This is a genomic window from Veillonella sp. S13053-19, assembly GCF_002959835.1.
GTDB classification, from domain to species: Bacteria; Bacillota; Negativicutes; order Veillonellales; family Veillonellaceae; genus Veillonella; species Veillonella rogosae.
Map to the genome: position 1 here is coordinate 24,782 of NZ_PPDA01000014.1, position 18,339 is coordinate 43,120.

13 protein-coding genes and 1 riboswitch are annotated in these 18,339 nt (G+C 42.6%); of the genes, 2 read left to right on the top strand and 11 right to left on the bottom strand.

The window, feature by feature from the left end; all coding sequences use genetic code 11:
- Window positions 1–286 precede the first annotated feature (286 nt).
- The 3 genes from meaB to VEHSUH06_RS08625 are packed head-to-tail and all read right to left on the bottom strand — an operon-like array spanning window position 287 to window position 5,778.
- Window positions 287–1,429, bottom strand: a complete 1,143-nt coding sequence (meaB, locus tag VEHSUH06_RS08615; RefSeq protein ID WP_009352450.1) for a methylmalonyl Co-A mutase-associated GTPase MeaB — start codon at window positions 1,427–1,429, stop codon at window positions 287–289.
- On the bottom strand, window positions 1,422–3,611 hold the full coding sequence (scpA, locus tag VEHSUH06_RS08620) for a methylmalonyl-CoA mutase (RefSeq protein ID WP_105098554.1): 2,190 nt from the start codon (window positions 3,609–3,611) through the stop codon (window positions 1,422–1,424). The genes meaB and scpA overlap by 8 nt, the downstream gene beginning before the upstream one ends.
- A gap of 4 nt (window positions 3,612–3,615) precedes the next feature.
- Window positions 3,616–5,778: a methylmalonyl-CoA mutase family protein gene (locus tag VEHSUH06_RS08625; RefSeq protein WP_105098555.1), complete on the bottom strand. Its 2,163-nt coding sequence runs from the start codon at window positions 5,776–5,778 to the stop codon at window positions 3,616–3,618.
- A 294-nt stretch (window positions 5,779–6,072) separates the two neighbouring features.
- A riboswitch (cobalamin riboswitch) is annotated at window positions 6,073–6,249 on the bottom strand.
- 224 nt (window positions 6,250–6,473) lie between these two features.
- Here VEHSUH06_RS08625 and rarD point away from each other — a divergent pair.
- On the top strand, window positions 6,474–7,370 hold the full coding sequence (rarD, locus tag VEHSUH06_RS08630) for an EamA family transporter RarD (RefSeq protein ID WP_105098556.1): 897 nt from the start codon (window positions 6,474–6,476) through the stop codon (window positions 7,368–7,370).
- A 35-nt stretch (window positions 7,371–7,405) separates the two neighbouring features.
- Window positions 7,406–7,783 carry a type II toxin-antitoxin system HicB family antitoxin gene (locus VEHSUH06_RS08635; protein ID WP_105098557.1) on the top strand — a complete coding sequence of 126 codons (378 nt, stop codon included), beginning with the start codon at window positions 7,406–7,408 and terminating at the stop codon, window positions 7,781–7,783.
- Between the two features lie 10 nt (window positions 7,784–7,793).
- On the opposite strand, the gene VEHSUH06_RS08640 is transcribed toward VEHSUH06_RS08635, so the two are convergent.
- The 8 genes from VEHSUH06_RS08640 to VEHSUH06_RS08675 all read right to left on the bottom strand — a co-directional run bounded on the left by VEHSUH06_RS08640 (window position 7,794) and on the right by VEHSUH06_RS08675 (window position 18,148).
- The gene (locus VEHSUH06_RS08640; RefSeq protein WP_054747350.1) at window positions 7,794–8,207 is read right to left on the bottom strand and encodes a hypothetical protein; all 414 of its coding nucleotides are present in this window, start codon (window positions 8,205–8,207) and stop codon (window positions 7,794–7,796) included.
- 51 nt (window positions 8,208–8,258) lie between these two features.
- Window positions 8,259–8,840 carry a tetratricopeptide repeat protein gene (locus tag VEHSUH06_RS08645; RefSeq protein ID WP_233187922.1) on the bottom strand — a complete coding sequence of 194 codons (582 nt, stop codon included), beginning with the start codon at window positions 8,838–8,840 and terminating at the stop codon, window positions 8,259–8,261.
- Window positions 8,841–9,052: 212 nt separating this feature from the next.
- Entirely contained in the window at window positions 9,053–11,875 is a 2,823-nt protein-coding gene (locus VEHSUH06_RS08650; protein WP_105098559.1) for an FAD-binding and (Fe-S)-binding domain-containing protein, read from the bottom strand.
- A 565-nt stretch (window positions 11,876–12,440) separates the two neighbouring features.
- Window positions 12,441–13,235 (bottom strand): sulfite exporter TauE/SafE family protein, encoded by a 795-nt coding sequence (locus tag VEHSUH06_RS08655; RefSeq protein ID WP_105098560.1) that lies wholly within the window; start codon window positions 13,233–13,235, stop codon window positions 12,441–12,443.
- 14 nt (window positions 13,236–13,249) lie between these two features.
- A complete protein-coding gene (locus VEHSUH06_RS08660; RefSeq protein ID WP_105098561.1) occupies window positions 13,250–14,794 on the bottom strand; it encodes a ClC family H(+)/Cl(-) exchange transporter in 1,545 nt (514 codons plus the stop codon).
- Between the two features lie 313 nt (window positions 14,795–15,107).
- On the bottom strand, window positions 15,108–16,259 hold the full coding sequence (gene fucO, locus VEHSUH06_RS08665; protein ID WP_105098562.1) for a lactaldehyde reductase: 1,152 nt from the start codon (window positions 16,257–16,259) through the stop codon (window positions 15,108–15,110).
- Window positions 16,260–16,464: 205 nt separating this feature from the next.
- The gene (locus VEHSUH06_RS08670; protein WP_105098563.1) at window positions 16,465–17,613 is read right to left on the bottom strand and encodes a glycoside hydrolase family 3 protein; all 1,149 of its coding nucleotides are present in this window, start codon (window positions 17,611–17,613) and stop codon (window positions 16,465–16,467) included.
- Window positions 17,614–17,914: 301 nt separating this feature from the next.
- On the bottom strand, window positions 17,915–18,148 hold the full coding sequence (locus VEHSUH06_RS08675; RefSeq protein WP_009352375.1) for a (2Fe-2S)-binding protein: 234 nt from the start codon (window positions 18,146–18,148) through the stop codon (window positions 17,915–17,917).
- Window positions 18,149–18,339 lie beyond the last annotated feature (191 nt).

Below are 18,339 nucleotides of genomic sequence, written 5' to 3' on the forward strand. Positions count from 1 at the left end.
TTAAAAAGATAAACTTATAGATTATCTAACTTTCAATAGCTAACCAATAGCAATTATTCATTAAAATAAATGAATCGATAAACTAATAAATTAAGTATCAAAATACAGAAAAAGGCATAGTATACAATGCCCATTGATCTGAACTCAACAGGGACATCAGTACTATGCCTTTTATGGATACATCTTAAGTTATATCTAAATTAGTAGCTCATAAAGTAGGTCCATAAAGAGGAGTGTGTAAGTAAGATAAGTTATGCCTGCTTATCTTGTATATGTATGGAACTACTTATCGTAAGGACTTATCAAAAATGGTAATCAATTCTTCTACAGCTTGTGATTCACTCATTTCACCGTCTAAGACAGCATTTTCAACTTCCCCCATACGACCTTGAATGACTACATTGTTAAAGAATAGGTTGTGCAAGTGTTCGTCAATCATATCACGTACCCAACGGAGGGATTGTTCTTGACGTCGTTTTAAGAATACCCCATTTTCTTTACCTTGTTCAGCAAACTCTTGGATAACATCCCACAATTCGTCGAGACCATCCTTAGTCACGGCAGAACAAGTGTAGGCTTGGGTTTTCCATTTTTCCGTAGCTGGACGGATGTAATGTAGCATCCGATCATAATCGCTACGAGCGATGAGAGCACGCTTGAGGTTGTCCCCATCAGCCTTATTGACCACAATAGCATCAGCAAGTTCCATAACGCCTTTTTTGATGCCTTGTAATTCATCGCCTGCACCAGTTAAGACGATGAGCATAAAGAAGTCTACCATGGAGCGCACAGTAACTTCGCTTTGCCCAACCCCTACGGTTTCGACGAGAATAATATCGTATCCAGCAGCCTCGCAAAGCAGCATGGTTTCTCTACTTTTACGAGCTACACCGCCTAGTGTACCACCAGCCGGCGATGGACGAATATAGGCCTCAGGATGTTTCGTCAATGTTTCCATCCGCGTTTTATCGCCCAAAATACTGCCTTTTGTGACTTGGCTTGTAGGGTCTACAGCAAGTACGGCAACCTTGTAACCAGCTTCAATGAGCATGTTGCCAAAGGCTTCAATAAATGTACTTTTACCGGCTCCAGGCACACCAGTAATACCGATGCGCAACGCCTTGCCCGTACGAGGCAATACGGCTTGCAATACTTGTTGAGCTAGTTTGAAATGGTCCTTATTATTACTTTCTACTAATGTGATAGCCCGTGAAAGTATAACGCGGTCCCCCTGCTCGATACCGCGTACATAATCAGCGACAGTTAACTTCTTTCGCCGCTGTACGGGACGTACCGACGGAGCCAGATGAGCGGAGCTAGACAAGAGGCCGTCGTGCATTTCCTTGACGCCTTTCATCACGTGACACGCAAAGGTATCATCCTTCTTCGCATCTTCTGGCACCCAGTCGGGACGGTAGGTGTCAGTCATTGCCTTCGTCTTGAACGTGGCTAGTCAATGTTTCTAGTAATTTTTTCGCCGCTACTGGCAAAACTGTACCAGGGCCAAAGATAGCCACTGCGCCATGTTCGCGTAGGAACTCATAGTCCTGAGCAGGGATTACGCCGCCGATGGCAACTAAAATATCTCCACGACCTCGCTTGTTGAGTTCTTCTACAAGTTGAGGTAACAATGTTTTGTGACCTGCCGCAAGAGAACTGAAGCCGACGATGTGAACGTCATTATCCACCGCATCTTGTGCTGTTTCTTCTGGAGTTTGGAACAAAGGTCCGATATCCACGTCAAAGCCCATGTCCGCGAAGGATGTAGCAATAACTTTGGCGCCGCGGTCATGACCGTCTTGGCCCATCTTAGCAATCATGATACGAGGACGACGACCTTCGAGATCTTCGAAGTCATCCGCCATTTGACGAACTTCTTTGATCACATCGTCATCTTCATATTCGCTGGAGTATACGCCGGAAATAGAGCGGATAACAGCTTTATGACGGCCACATACTTTTTCAACAGCAAAGGAAATTTCACCCAAGGATGCACGAGCACGAGCAGCTTCAAGTGCAAGAGCAAGCAAGTTGCCTTCCCCAGATTCTGTAGCATTTGTAATCGCTTCGAGACAGGATTGAACCTTATCTTCGTCACGGTTAGCACGCAATTGTTCGAGACGACGAATTTGCGCTTCCCGTACAGCTGTGTTATCTACGTCGAGGATATCCAACGGATCTTCTTTATCTAGACGGTATTTGTTGATACCGATAATCGCTTCACGACCAGAGTCAATACGAGCTTGGCGACGAGCCGCAGCTTCTTCGATACGCATCTTAGGAAGACCTGTATCAATCGCTTTCGCCATACCACCAAGGGATTCGATTTCTTGGATATGACCCCAAGCGCGACGAATCAATTCATCAGTCAATGCTTCTACATAGTAAGAGCCGCCCCATGGATCGATAACTTTACATACTTTAGTTTCGTCTTGGATGTAAAGCTGAGTATTACGAGCAATACGTGCAGAGAAGTCCGTAGGCAACGCAATGGCTTCGTCAAGCGCATTTGTATGTAGGGATTGAGTATGGCCCAAAGCGGCACCCATCGCTTCCATACATGTACGAGCTACGTTGTTGAATGGATCTTGTTCTGTTAAGGACCAACCAGAGGTTTGGCTATGTGTACGAAGTGCCATGGATTTAGGATTTTCAGAGCCGAAGCTATTGATAATCTTAGCCCACAACATACGTGCTGCACGCATTTTTGCCACTTCCATGAAGTAGTTTTTACCGATTGCCCAGAAGAAGGACAACCGTGGTGCGAATTTATCTACGTGAAGGCCTGCATTTACACCTGTGCGGATGTATTCAAGGCCGTCGGCCAATGTGTAACCTAACTCGATGTCCGCAGTAGCACCCGCTTCTTGCATATGGTAGCCAGAAATGGAGATACTATTGAACTTAGGCATGTACTGGGATGTATACGCAAAGATATCGCCGATGATGCGCATGGACGTAGCTGGAGGGTAAATATAGGTATTACGTACCATGAACTCTTTCAAGATATCATTTTGGATCGTACCAGCCATAACCTTTTTATCAACGCCTTGTTCTTCACCAGCTAGGATGTAGAACGCCATAACAGGCAATACGGCGCCGTTCATTGTCATGGATACGGACATTTGGTCAAGAGGAATACCGGAGAATAGAATTTCCATGTCGAGGATGGAGTCTACCGCAACGCCCGCTTTACCAACGTCGCCCACTACACGAGCATGGTCGGAGTCATAACCACGGTGTGTGGCAAGGTCAAAGGCGATAGACAAACCTTTTTGGCCCGCTGCCAAGTTACGACGATAGAACGCATTGGATTCTTCCGCAGTGGAGAAACCAGCGTACTGACGCACTGTCCAAGGACGGGTTACGTACATTGTGGAATAAGGTCCACGCAAGAATGGAGGTACACCAGCCATATAGTCAAGGTGTGTCATCCCTTCATAATCCATCTCTGTATAGAGAGGTTTTACTTGGATTTGCTCCATTGTTGTATTATATAAATCTTCAAAGCTTTTTCCTGTTTCTTTTTGAAGTTCAGCAAGCCATGCATCGCGAGATGTCGGTGACTGCGTTCCCAAGCCAAGAGAGGAGAAGTCTGGATTTTTAAACATGAGCTCACATCCCTTTCTTATCTTGTAATGTATTCAAGATTTCGTAACAATTTGCACGAACAGAAATGAAGTCGTCTACGCCAGCTTCACGGTATACAGGCTCGAGATCCTTAGGCGGTGCCCCTGCCAAGATAACCGTTACATTCGGCATAGTTTCTTTCAATTCTTTCGCTAGTGGCGGTACTAATTCTGGATATGTATCATCTGTGGAACAGATAACGACAACATCAGCACCACTTTCACGAGCAGCCTTCGCAGCATCAGCCGTAGTTTCATGGCCGTCATTTTTAATCACTTCAAAAGCACCTACTTCGAAGAAGCCTGTGGAGAAGTCCGCACGAGGTTTGTGTTGAGGAATTGGGCCCATATTAGCCAAGAATACCTTCACATTATCTTTCGTACGTTGTTTATAGTTTTCAGTGCGCATGCGAAGTGCTTCAAATTGTTCAGTCCAGCGATGAGCCGTAATTGGTTCGATCGTTTCAGAAGAAATATCGCCAGCGTCTAAAGACTTACGGATTTGACGAATCGTCAATTTTTGCAACGCCCCAAGCTCGATGAGACCAATCAAAGCGCCTGGCTCTGTCGTACTTGCTTCTAGGGTAGCCTGTGCTTTAGAAATAGCATCTGGCTCCGCACTTGCCAAGTATTCTTCAATGTGAGCAACACGTTTTTGACGCAATGTTTCTTGATTTTCTGGTTTAGGATCTAATAGCTCTTCTGTCATGTTCGCATACATGTTGTTACCTACAGCAACATCTCTGCGGTATGCAAGGTTTTTGAAGCGTTCATCAAGAATCGCTTTAACTTGAGCTTGTGGATAGCCTTCTTTCAAAGCAGCCACGATGCCGCCTTTAGATTCGATTGTTTGGAACTCAGCCCAGATTTTTTCGCATAATTCAGCAGCCAATGTTTCCACGTACCAAGAACCGCCTACAGGGTCCACAGGTTGACGCAACTCGAATTCAGTTTGCAACATAACTTGAATGTTACGAGCAATACGGCGAGAGAAGTCATCCGCTTTGCGAATTGGTTGGTCGAATGGGGATACTTCAAGGCTATTCAAACCGCCTACAACGCCAGAGAATGCTTGTGTTGTATTGCGCAACAAGTTTACATATGGGTCGTATACAGTTTTTGTGAAAGCCGATGTTCTGCCGTGTACATGAACAGCACGGTCCTCTTCTTCAGCACCAAAAGCTTCCATGATGCGCGCCCAAAGTACGCGCAATGCACGCAATTTAGCGATTTCCATGAAGAAGTTAGCGCCCATGGAGAAGGTGAACATCATGCTCTTAGCGATGGTGTGTATATCGATGTTCCGTTGTGCCAATTGACGCACGTAGCAAACAGCTGTTGCCAATGCGTAAGCCACTTCCTGTACATCGTTAGCGCCGCCATTAGCGTATACATCGCCAGACACGAGTACTGTTTTAAGCTCTGGAGCTTGTTCTTTAGCCCACACAACAGTATGTGCCATTTCATCAAAGGCTGTATCTAAGGAAATATGCAATGCACCGTCTTTAGCCCAAACGCCAACAGGATCTGCACCAACGAGACCTTTCAAGTCAGCCGTTTGTTTTTTAGAGCCTTTCACAGTAGCTGCCAACATACCGAGCAAGATGGCCGCAGAAGCACCTGTTTCAATGTATAAAGGATTTTCTTTAAGATTGAAACGTTCGATTAATTGTTTGCAGTCATCCATGGTGGACAAGGATGTGCCACCAACGCCAACGGATGCGCCTACTTGTACATCTTGATCATGGCGCGTCGCCTCATCAAGGCGGATGTTGTGGATGGTGCCGCCTTTTACAATTTCGTATAAACTTGCATGATTGGCATCCTTAGGCAAGGAATCGTCTACGTACTGGGATACGCCCCAAGACTCTTTAATATAACCACTTGCCTTAGTGCCACGTAGGAACTCGCCTGCCCCAGGGTATACACCTTTTGGAATTTTTTCTCCATGCAGTGCAGGTGTGTAAATTGGCTGCAACGTAATACCTTCATAGGTTTTAGTGAACATCTTCTTGTGGAAATCGCCACCTTTTAACGCCTTTTCAACTTCAGCCTGCCATTGTTCATACGTAGGTTTCTCAAATTCGTCAAAGGATACAGGTGCTAATAGATCGCGTTCTGCGTCCTTCGAAGTCTTTTTGTCAGACATATATGTGCCTCCTTTTCAACTCGAAACCATACCGAGAAACAGCGCACCGTACCTGCGAAATGTTATATCTATGAATCACACGAGCTTTCCTATACTTGGATCACATCAACCTCAAATCTGTATCCATTAATTCAATAATTATAAAGCCTGATTCATATGCTAAACAGCCACTTTCAAGGGCAACAAAAAACGTGCCACCCAAAAGTGACACGTAAGGTTTCTTATTGAAAGGTACACCAAAAAAACACTGAAGCCAGCATACCTCAATCCCCTTCCTATCGCTCGTAGGTACATAACGGTGATTATCAAATAGGCAGTTCTCCTGGCTCGGGCTCATCGCCTCGCTTTCGCCTTCCCAGATTTCTCCAGTGACATATATGAAAGCAGGCTCGTCCTTACAGTGGCGGGACCGCATCGGCTTGTACCGATTTCTCTATTAAGTCTTGCGACACCTATTCTCTATATTCGTTGTTCTAAGTCCAATATAGTGTAAGATTATGCACAAAGTCAATGAACATAACAGTTAATCATAAGTAACAAATTTTAGGTTATAACTGAAAGTCATGTGTGATAACTAAAATACATAATGCTATTTTAAGTATTCATGAAATAGTTAAAAGTATACTTACTATTATCAACACTATACATGCTATCAGCATGATATAATGATTTTATCAATACGAGGAGGTTACATCATGAATGAAATAAGCAAAAAAGGGCTCAGTGCGACTTTACTCTGTTGCTTAATCTGGGGATTACTCCCCCTATATTGGGCACTACTTAATCAAGCTTCTTCCTTTTCAGTGCTATCGCACCGCATCATCTGGTCCGGTGTTTGGATGATCTTCATTATCCTTGCTATGGGCCGCCAACAACTGCGCATCGATATACAACACTTACGCACACATCTTTCACAGTTCGGTCTATTATTACTGGCGGCAGCCCTTATTAGCGTCAATTGGTTTACCTATATTTGGGCTGTTACCAACCAACACGTTCTAGATACTAGCCTCGGATACTATATCAATCCACTACTCAATGTATTGCTAGGTATTGTCATCTATAAAGAAACCTTGCTGTGGTCACAAAAATTAAGCATCGCCATCGCCGTGCTAGGCGTATCTATCATGACCTATGAGCTTGGCTCGTTGCCGACCGTTTCCATTGCACTAGCCGTAACTTTCAGCCTCTATGGAGCCGTCAAAAAACGCCTCACCATCCATCCATTTTCGAGCATTGCCTTGGAGGCGTGGCTTGTTACACCAATAGCCCTATGGTATTTGGCAACTATCGATACCTCCTCCTGGGTCTTTCTTGAACACGTAACATCTACAGGACTACTCCTCATCGGCGCGGGGCTCACCACATCAATTCCGCTCATCCTCTTTTCGTACGGCGCAAAACTTTTGCCATTGAATATACTAGGATTTTTACAATACCTATCTCCAACTATGGGCTTTTTCTTGGCTATCTTCTACTTTGGTGAAAGCTTTGGCACAGCCCAACTTACCGCTTTTGGCTGTATCTGGGTAGCCCTCGTGCTATTCTCCCTATCCAATCGAATTACAACCCGTATTAACCTAAAACAGTAAGGTATATCCTATATCAACTAAAACAAGGAGGACCTATGAAATTTATATACCCTGCTATAATCCATGATGACGCTGATGGTTTCTGGGCTGAGTTTCCAGACTTAGAATATACTAGCAGTACTGGCTCAACACTAACAGAGCTTATAACTAATGCTCAAGAAGCAATGGAGCTATATATTTTAGGAGCTTTAGAAGATGGAGAAAGCTTACCTACACCTACATCTATTCGCAACTTACCTTACACGGATACAACCTATCCTACATTAGTACAAACAGATATAGATCTGGCTAAAAATAGTAAGTCTGTAAAGAAAACCTTAACAATTCCAGCATGGCTTAACGATAGAGCACTAGCTAAAGGGATTAATTTTTCTCAGCTTTTACAAGAAGCGTTAGTAGAAAAAACAATGTAAATTTACACCATCAATTACTTAGTAAAATTAGAACTACGGTCCATGCAATGATTGCCAGCGTTAGTAAGCCTACACAAATCATCCACATGATGGTCACGAAATAGAGCAATAGTTTCAACACATAGAGCACATCAAACCAAACGCTATGTCGGTCCTCTAGCTGCTCCATGTAGGAACTGAGACAGCGCTCTAAATAGGGCGGTTTAGTATTAGGATTTAGTTTTTTCCAGTAAAATACTAGATACGGCGTCACAAAACAGCCTACCAATACGATATAGGTAAGAAAGATTGGTGTTTCTATGTTGTACTGAGTCATAAAACCTGACCAGTCCATGATCATTAATCTGCCTACGTACAAAAAGCCAAGCCAATATACGAAGCCTATTAACTTTATAATAAGGCGAATGATTTGTTTACTATCCATTATGACAATCCCATTACTATCAATAATCTAGTCTTTTCGAGTGTTATAAGCCTATAATCCAACTAATGTTTTAAATCGCGCATTATTGTGAAAGCGCTCGAAATGGTCTTGTTCTGCGGCCACAGCTTTTACAGATGGATTAATATTAATCGCCTTTTCAAGCCAATCAAGGGCCTTAGTATCATCCCCTTGGTCTGCATAAATGGTAGCAATGCCATAGACGGACCAAGTATTACTAGGGTCCTTTTCTAATACCTTTTCAAACCACTGTTTAGAATCGTTTAACTGACCTTGTAGCTTATACACCATAGCCATGTTATAGTAATTAGCTACATTGTTTGGATCTAAATCATAGGCCTTTTTAGTATCTACTAAGCCTTTAGCTGTATCGCCATGTAAAGCCGTAGCAAAGCCACGAATAGAATAAGCGTCTGCATTATTTGGATTATCCTTAATAGAAGCTGTTGCCTCCTCGATGGCTTTAGCATAATCACCAGAGGATAGAGCTTGCTTAGCGGCTATAACATGAGCATCTTGCTCTGTTTTAACTTGTTCGTTAGCTGTTGTTGTAGTTTTAGTGTCTTGTTGGGTCTTAGTATCTGTGCCACAACCTAATAGACTAAGCAAACACATACATAATAGAATATATTTCATATATTACCTCTATATTATCTATATAATACAACCACATTATGTCGTATATCTTCATTGTTTACTATGATTACAATAGGTAGTACTATTACATAATTTATTAAATACCATTACAATTATACCAAAACTATATACAAAAAAGGACGAGCCGCAACTCGTCCTTTTTCGTTATATGGTAGGTAATGTTATAAATCTTATTTTTTTGCTTTAGAGCAACGGTCTAGTAGGAATGCAACGCCTACGAATGGGATGCCACCGTTTTCACCAAGGCCAATTTCACATGTGGAACTGGAGCTTACGCCTAGTGTTGCACCGTATTCAGCAATTTCACTAGCAAGGTCTTTTGTGGCAGATTTGTTAAGTTCTGGTGTGAAGAAACCTTTTTGACCAGCAAAGCCATCGCATGCGAAGGATTTAATGTTGAATACATGGTCTGTACAGAGACGCGCCAAGTCTTCAATGTATTGAGATTTGTTCAAAGATTTAATCTTACATTGTTTATGTACGATAACTCGTTCATCGCATTTTTCAATATCGAGATGCGGCACAACATATTTGCACAAGAATTCAGAAATATCGTTAATTTCTAAGTCTGGCATATGTTTGAAAGCATGGTTGAAGCATGCGCTATGGTCGATTACAATTGGGTATTTACCATTTTGAGATGCTTTCATCAATGCATCGTGCAAGTCTTTTACAGCCCGTTCATGAACGTCATCGTAATTTTCAAAGCTCAAGCCGCAGCAGAGATTTTCGATATGTTGTGGGTAAATAATATCGATATGAGCCTTGTTGCAGAGGCTTTCCACTACTTGTTGTAAGCTGCGATCATCGTCATAACCTTGGTTCGGTTTGAAGGCACGGTTCGCACAAGTACTGAAGTATACAACCTTTTCAAAGTTAGTTGGCTTAATGCGATTTCTCAATCTATAATGGTTAGCCTTAGGCGTTGTCTTAGGTAAGTACGGTGTAATACCTGTGACGCCATGTAAACCGTCGGTAATCTTGGAAATTGCTTTTTGCGTAATGATAGAACCAGCAATGCCTTCGAGGCTTACGCCGGCACGAGCCATTTGAAGGGTTGTGGAGAAGTTGTCGTAAATCTTCTTAGCCAATTCTGGTGCAGGTGGATCGATGCGGCGCATGGACAATGCGATTTGAGCAGTGTCGATGCTAAGTGGGCAAAGACCTTTACACATAGAGCAGGCTGCACAAGTTTCCACACCGTAGTATTCATAGCCCTTTCTAAGCTCAGATGCCAATGTGAAGTTACCTTCGTTTTCAAGGCGTTTCGTTTCGCGCAACAACGCAATACGTTGACGTGGAGTCAATGTTAAATTACGGCTTGGACAATGTTTTTCACAGAAACCACATTCCATACAGATTGTGAAAGCATCATCGATAGCGCATTGCGCCTTAAGGTTTTTCTTATACACATCTGGATCATCTGTGATGATTACATCAGGGTTCAAGATACGAGTAGGGTCAAAGATGGCTTTAATGCGACGATTGATTTCGTACGCTTTTTTGCCCCATTCCATTTCAACGAATGGTGCTACCATGCGGCCTGTACCATGTTCAGCTTTCAAAGAACCACCGAAACCAGATACGCGCTCAGACATTTCTTCTACTAAATCACCGAAGTTTTTAGTATCTTTAGGATCGCTAAAGTCAGGAGTAATGTTAAAGTGAACGTTACCAGACAGAGCATGACCAAAGATTACACCACCGTCTACGAAATCGTATTTATGGAACAATTCCGTAATCATTTCGATACCCTTAGTGAAGTCTTCAATTTGGAAGCAAACGTCCTCTGTAATAACAGTGGTGCCTTTTCTACGTTGACCACCTACGATTGGCAAGATACCCTTACGGATAGCCCACCAAGAATCGTATTCCTTAGGATCTTGAGAATAGAGGCTTGGGATAGCTGTAGGGATATCTTTCAATTGGTCTTTAATGAAAGCCAAGTTTTGATCTACTGTTTCTTTCGTGTAGCTTTCAGTTTGGAACAAGATAGCACTTGTACCTTCAGGCACTTCACGAACGAAGTCAGGTACGTTTTCAAGGCTTTGAACGGCGCGCAAGGACTGATAGTCCATCATTTCTGCGGCGATAACCTTTTCACGGCCCATATTAGCGAGCGCTACAACCGCAAGAGATGCATCGTTCAATGTTTTGAAGAACATGAGGCCACAGCCTTTATGAGGCACGTCTTCAACCGTGTTGTACACTACTTCAGATACGAAGCCTAGCGTACCTTCAGAACCGATGAACAAGTGGTTGATGATGTCGATAATATCTTCAAAATCAACGAGGGAGTTCAATCCGTAGCCTGTTGTATTTTTAATTTTATATTTGTGGTGAATCAAATGCGTCAATTCTTCGTCAGCTAAGATTTCTTTGCGCAATTGCAAGAGATCTTCTACCATTTGAGGTTTTTCTTTGAGGAATTGATCGATACTCTTTTGGTCGGATGTATCAAGAATAGAGCCGTCTAATAAAACAACGCGAATGGAGCGAATTGTTTTATACGAGTTCTGCGCTGTACCACAGCACATACCAGAGGAGTTATTATTCAAAATACCGCCTACTAATGCCGTTGCAAGCGTTGCAGGATCTGGACCAATTTTACGATTGTACGGTTTCAATAAATCGTTCGCATCGGAACCGATAACACCGCACTCACATTTTAAGGCTTTACCATCGTCGATAACTTCCATTTTTTTGAAGCCATCATTACATACGATGAGCACGTCTTCACTGGAGCACTGACCAGACAACGAAGAACCAGCCGCACGGAATGTAAATGGTGTGCCGCATTGTTGGCATAGACGAATAAGGCGTCTTACCTCCCGTTCGTCCTCAGCTTTTACAACAACCTTTGGTAAATAGCTATAGCAGGACGCATCAACGCCATACGCATAACGACGTAAATGATCGGTATACACGCGACCTTTACAAATCTCTTTTGCCTCCTTGGCAAAACGTTCATAATCTCTAATAAGCGTACTCACTTGTATTTCCTCCTATCCTCTCATAAGGAACATGTGTTACTTTTAGTATACGCCGTTCTCATTCTCACTACTATAATTATGCATAAATTATATGTCTTCTAATAATTCTCGATATGCATCGCTTTTTTATTTCTTTACTTGAAAGTGCATCTCAATGGCATTATCATGTACTCATTTAATCACATATCCAATCAAGAATCCTTATTTATTAAGGATTAATCGATATATTTTATAGATATATACGAAAACCTAGATAAACTATGATTTATACTGCATATAATTCTATAGGAAATAGATTACAAAACCCATGCATAAAACTATTATGATTTACTAATTTTAATTTTTCCATTCTCAATTACAAAGCCCTATGACTTTTAGTTATACCCTTTTAAAAAACATCGGAAATTTAAAAAGCCCTCTAGTGATACAACTCTTACGAGTTACCACCAGAGGGCTTGTATTAAACTATGCTTATTACAGATATGGCTCGTCTTAATGAATTAATGCCATGAACCTTATCCTAGATTAATACCATAAATCTTATTATAGATTGATACCATGAACCTTATCCTAGAATCCCCGATTTAAGGATGAGTCGTACGGCCAACGCAAATACGGCTACGCTCATAAGGGCAAGGATTGCTTTTGCCTTGAGGCGTTTGGCAATGCGCGCACCAGCTTGAGCTCCAAAGATGGCTCCAATACTAGTAGGAATAGCAATGCTAAAGACGATATGATTCTCTATTAAATGTGTAATAACACCAACCGTAGTAGATACGGCGAGAATGGATTGGCTAGTGGCCGTCGCCATATGCGTAGGGAAGCCCATTAAATAAATCAAGGCCGGTACGTGAATCAGCCCGCCGCCAATGCCAAAGATACTGGAAATAAAACCTACAACGATGCTAATGCTAATACCAACGGGCTTGCTATAGGTTAGCTGATCCAAGGTAAGGGATTCTTCCTTGCGCTCTCCTTTGCGGAAGTTCTTGAAACCAATCAAGAAGGAGGCACAGAGCATAAAGCAACCAAAGGCAAACATAAAGCCTTTACCAGAGAACCACCCCGACATTTGAGCCCCTAAGATAGCCCCTGGGAAGGTAGCAACACTAAAGACGAGAGCCGCACTGATATATACTTTTTTCTGTTTAAGATACGCTATAGATCCGGAGATAGCATTACACATAACAGAAAAGAGTGACGTCCCTACAATCATAGACGGAGACCATTCAGGGAACCAGTACATAAAAAGAGGTACAAATATAATGCCTCCACCAGCACCAATGATAGTGCCCAGCATAGCCGCTAAAAAACCAACTATAGTAAAGAATATATAGAATAATACTATGTTATCTAACATGGTAAGCCCTCCCTTTAATTAGACTGGAAGAATGCTTTTGCATCTTTCAATCGACCTCGTTCACACGAAACTTGTAGTTCATCACCTGGTTCAAGTTTCACATCCCCAAGAGGTACAATGTAGGTACCATTTCGGCGAATACTTACGATTAATGTACCATCTGGCAATGCCAAGTCTTGTAACTGCACCTCTGTATAGTTTGCCACAACGGGCACCTTCGTTTGGAAGAAGGTTTGTACTGATTCTAGATTGCTTTGCCCACTCATGGCTTGTAATAAGGAATCGTAAATCGGTGGCTCTTTTAAAAGATCTGCCACAAGATAGGCCACCAATGTAACGATACCGATAGCGTAAATATTAGAAAAACTATTCGTCATTTCAAGAACGAGTAGAATCGCCAAAATCGGGGTTCGCATAGCAGCTGCTAGCATACCACCCATGGCACAAATGACGAATTGAGGTACAAAATCAGGAGAAATGAGGCCTAACGTTGAAAGTAGGCTTTCACAAAAGGCACCTGCTGACGCACCGATAACAAGCATGGGCAAAAAGATGCCCCCTTGAGCACCACTGCCATAACAGAAGGTAGTGAGCAATATCTTGCCTAGCACGATGCCCGCCAAGAGCAACACGCCATGAGATTGAAAGGCGAGCTGACCTACGAGATCATTGCCACCACCTAAAAGAAGTTGCGAGTCATAGCCGATAACGGCCACAGTCACAAAGGTGAGCGCTAATTTCAAGAACCGAGAGCATTTAAGCCACTCAAAGAATTTCTTGAACACAAAGATCATGCGACAGAAGAGCACCCCACAGAGGCCCATGATAACGCCCACCATAAGCAGTACAGGAAAGTACTCAAGAGGAACCCCTGAGGTTACCGAAAATCCAAGAGCTGGGTCGAGACCAAAGATACTAACTGTAATATAGTTAGAAATCAATGTGGCCACAAAGGTTGGCACAACGAGGTACGGATAAAAACTTTTATGAACCTCTTCAAAGACGAACATCGCCCCCGATACAGGTGCACTAAAGGCAGCCGTTAAGCCGGCCCCTGCGCCAGCAGAAGTCAAGATGCGCTGCTCACGCAGCCCTGAATTCATCCAATAGGATACAATTTTACCGGCAGAGCCCCCGATTTGTACGGCTGGCCCTTCACGACCTACGGAAAAGCCCGCAAATCCAGTCAGTACGCCACCAATCATCTTAGACACCAGCGTCCGATAAGGCTTCATATCAAAGAGACCTAGCATCTCCCCTTCGATTTGAGGAATACCAGAACCGCCGGACAACGGCGCCCAAGCCAGTAATCGATCTACGATAAAGGCAAAAACGACCATAGCTACGAGCCAACCTAAAGCCCACTCCAGAGTAATGCTCTCCATCAACTGCCAACGTAAATGCTCGGACTCTAAGATTAAATAGCGATATGTAGCCCCGCAAAAACCTGCTACAACGCCAACGACAGCGCCCTTTGCGATAAGCTCCGTTAAGAGTACACGATTCATGGACATATCTGCTAAGGTAGAACTGCGCTTATTAAATTTCCATAATTTCATAAGATTTCCTCCTCAGCATATATAACGATTATGTACCTATTCCGATTACTATCATGACCACAATTATCTATTCATATCCTTAGTATACTTATGTAAATTATGATTTTCAAGGCGCTATTAAAAGTAAATCTAGACAACTGTCCATCGCAGTAAGCGTTTCAAAAAGTAAATCTAGATATGACGCTAAGCTCCTAAAAAACAAAACTAGACATCTCTCAGCAAAAGAGATGTCTAGTCTTGTTTAGCAAGTGTTTATAGATGTTGTCTTTACATAATCGGAGGCATGCAAGCGGTGTAGAATCTAATTTGGTTGTTAGTATATGGATTCATAGATGCCAATAATTTCTTCTAAGGATACATCACGTGGGTTACCAGGTGTACATGCATCGTTGAAAGCAGATTCAGCGAGGAATGGAATGTCTTCCCGTTTTACGCCTGCTTCGCTAAGAGATTTAGGAATACCTACGTCATCAGCTAATTTTTGAATTACGTCGATAGCCGCTTGACGATAGGTTGCTTCATCCATAGCGTCTACATTAGGAACGCCCATAACGCGAGCGATTTCACGATATTTTTCGCCTGTTGCAGGAGCATTGAATTTCAATACGGCTGTTAAAAGCATGGCACAAGCCTTGCCATGAGGGATATCGTATACAGCACTCAATGGATGCGCCATGGAGTGAACGATGCCGAGGCCAACGTTAGAGAAGCCCATGCCCGCAATGTATTGACCTAAGGACATAGCTTCGCGACCAGCGTAATCACCAGCCACAGCACTGCGCAAGGAGCGACCGATGATTTCAATAGCTTTCAAATGAAGCATATCAGTAAGTTCCCACGCACCTTTTGTGATATACCCTTCTACAGCATGCACGAGAGCATCCATGCCTGTTGCCGCACAAAGGCCTGTCGGCATAGACGCGGACATATCAGGATCTACGATAGCTACGATTGGAATATCATGAGGGTCAACGCAAACGAATTTACGATTCTTTTCAACGTCTGTAATAACGTAGTTGATGGTAACCTCTGCAGCCGTACCAGATGTAGTAGTAACAGCGATGATTGGCAAGCAAGGGTTCTTAGTAGGTGCTAAACCTTCAAGGCTGCGCACATCGGCGAACTCAGGGTTCGTAATAATAGTAGCAATCGCCTTACTTGTATCGATTGGGCTACCGCCACCAACAGCAACGATAACATCGGCGCCAGCTGCTTTACAAGCATCAACACCAGCCGTTACGTTTTCGATCGTAGGATTTGGTTTAATGCCGTCATAGATTTCATAATCGATGCCTGCCGCATCAAGTAAATCTGTTACCTTAGTAGCCACTTTAAATTCAAATAAATCTGGCGTAGATGTAACGAGGGCTTTTTTGAAATGGCGATTCTTAATTTCGTTCACAATCTCCTGAATCGCTCCTTGTCCAAAATAGGACGTGCCGTTCAACATAATTCTGCGAGCCATATACTTCACTCCTAACAAAACAAACTATACAATAAAAAATAAACCGACAGAGAATTACTTTACTTATTAATTCTCTGTCGGTTTATTAAAATCCTTGATAGCTCGTTATGTATACACTATATATTTTTATACAGAATGTAGAGTATAAATTTAGCACACCTTAGCGTGTAAACTTACTTCAATGTAGGCTATAAATATATCTCCCTTACATACCTCTACTTATTTTCATAAGCAAGATTCGTTTCACCGATTCGTCGAGTCTCTCTTTAGAGATACGACCGTCTTTCACGGCTTTCATCAGGCCATTGTAAGCCTCTTGCATGTGTTCGTATTCGTGGCATACGAGCAAGATATCGCTGCCGGCGAGAATGGATTGCACCGCCATATCGCCGAAGGTGTAATGCTTCGCGAGGGCACCCATATCCATATCGTCCGTTACGACCACGCCGTTATAGCCCATATCCTTGCGCAACCAGTCCGTAATGATGGCTTTAGACAAGCTAGATGGATGGTCTGGATCGATTTGTGGGTACATCGCGTGAGACACCATGATTGTATATGTATTCGGTTTAGACTGCTTAATGAGGTCTACGAACACCTTTGTGTCCTCTGAAAGCAGCGTTTCTTTAGATACAGGAACGATACTTGTGTCTGCGTGCAAGTCTACGTCAGTCTTACCAATGCCTGGGAAGTGTTTATAGGAATACCACAGGCCCGCTTCGTCGTAAGATTTACCAACAGCGCTAGCATAGCGAACCACTTCATCAGGGTTCGTACTATAGGAGCGGCCATAGGTTAATCCTAAGTCCGCTACAGGAGCAAAGTTAATGTTAAAACCTAAGTCTTTTAACTCAGTGCCTACCTCTTTCGCCAAGGCTGCAGCTTGCTCTACAGGCTCCTTACCTACCTCTTCCGCAGGAGGAACCTTGATAAGCTTATCATCCATGCGCGCTACAGCACCACCCTCTTGGTCGATGCCGAGGAACAATGGCGTTAAGCCCGCGCTTTTACCGGCCTTGTTAATATCTGTAATGAGCGTCTTAACTTGATCCTTAGATTCCATGTTACGATCAAACAAGATAATGCCGCCCACACGGTACTCGTTGAGCATGAATTTAGCATCATCGTTCAAGGACTTGCCGTGAATACCAATCATCATCAATTGACCAACCTTGTCCGCATCGGACATATTAGCCACTAATTTATCTACCTTTTGCTCTGGTGAAAGCTCGCTCTGTGCTACGGATTCATAGGTCACAGGCTCAGCCTTTGAAGTAAATGGATTATGTAAACCGCAACCCGTGGTGAGCGCTAAGGCGCCAATCATCGTAGCTGCTACAAAACGTCGAAACATATATACCTCCAAAATCTCTAAAAAGTATTATGTATAGTATATCAAAAAATCAGCCCCAACAAACCAAGATATTTAGTATCTCCATAATACTAAATACTATGAATAGTACGATATGCTATCACATCCATCAGCACAAATTCTAGTTAATACTGCAAAATAATAAGTTATAACGAAAAAAGACTATTACCCAAAACCTACGTATACCGTATTGGTTCGAAGTAATAGTCTTTATATAAGTTAATGTTTAAGTTAACTGTTTAGGTTAACTGTTTAAGTTAAATGTTTCAATTAAATAGTTAACTTAAATTTTACCTTGCTCTTTCATTTCAGCTAAGAGCTTTACGATACGAGGGCCACAGCCTTTCCCACCGCAAGCGCCCGTGCCAGCACGAGTTGCTTCTTTTACCTCTGGAAATGTATGAGCACCATCTAAAATGGCTTCTTTAATCGTTTTGCGCGTAATGCTACGGCATGTACACACCTTTGTAAGCTTGTCCAGAATTGCCTCTGGTACTTGATTATCTTCAAAATTCATATGTAATCCCTCATGTATTCACTTGAATATCTATATACTGTATCGATTTAATATATCGAAAATTTACGATTTCTGTACTTAGTATATCATATTTTACGAATTATATCGATACTTTTTAATATAGTGAAGAATCTAACATAAAATTTAAAAGATAGCACTTGCCATAAAACGTTTATTATATGGTAAAAGCT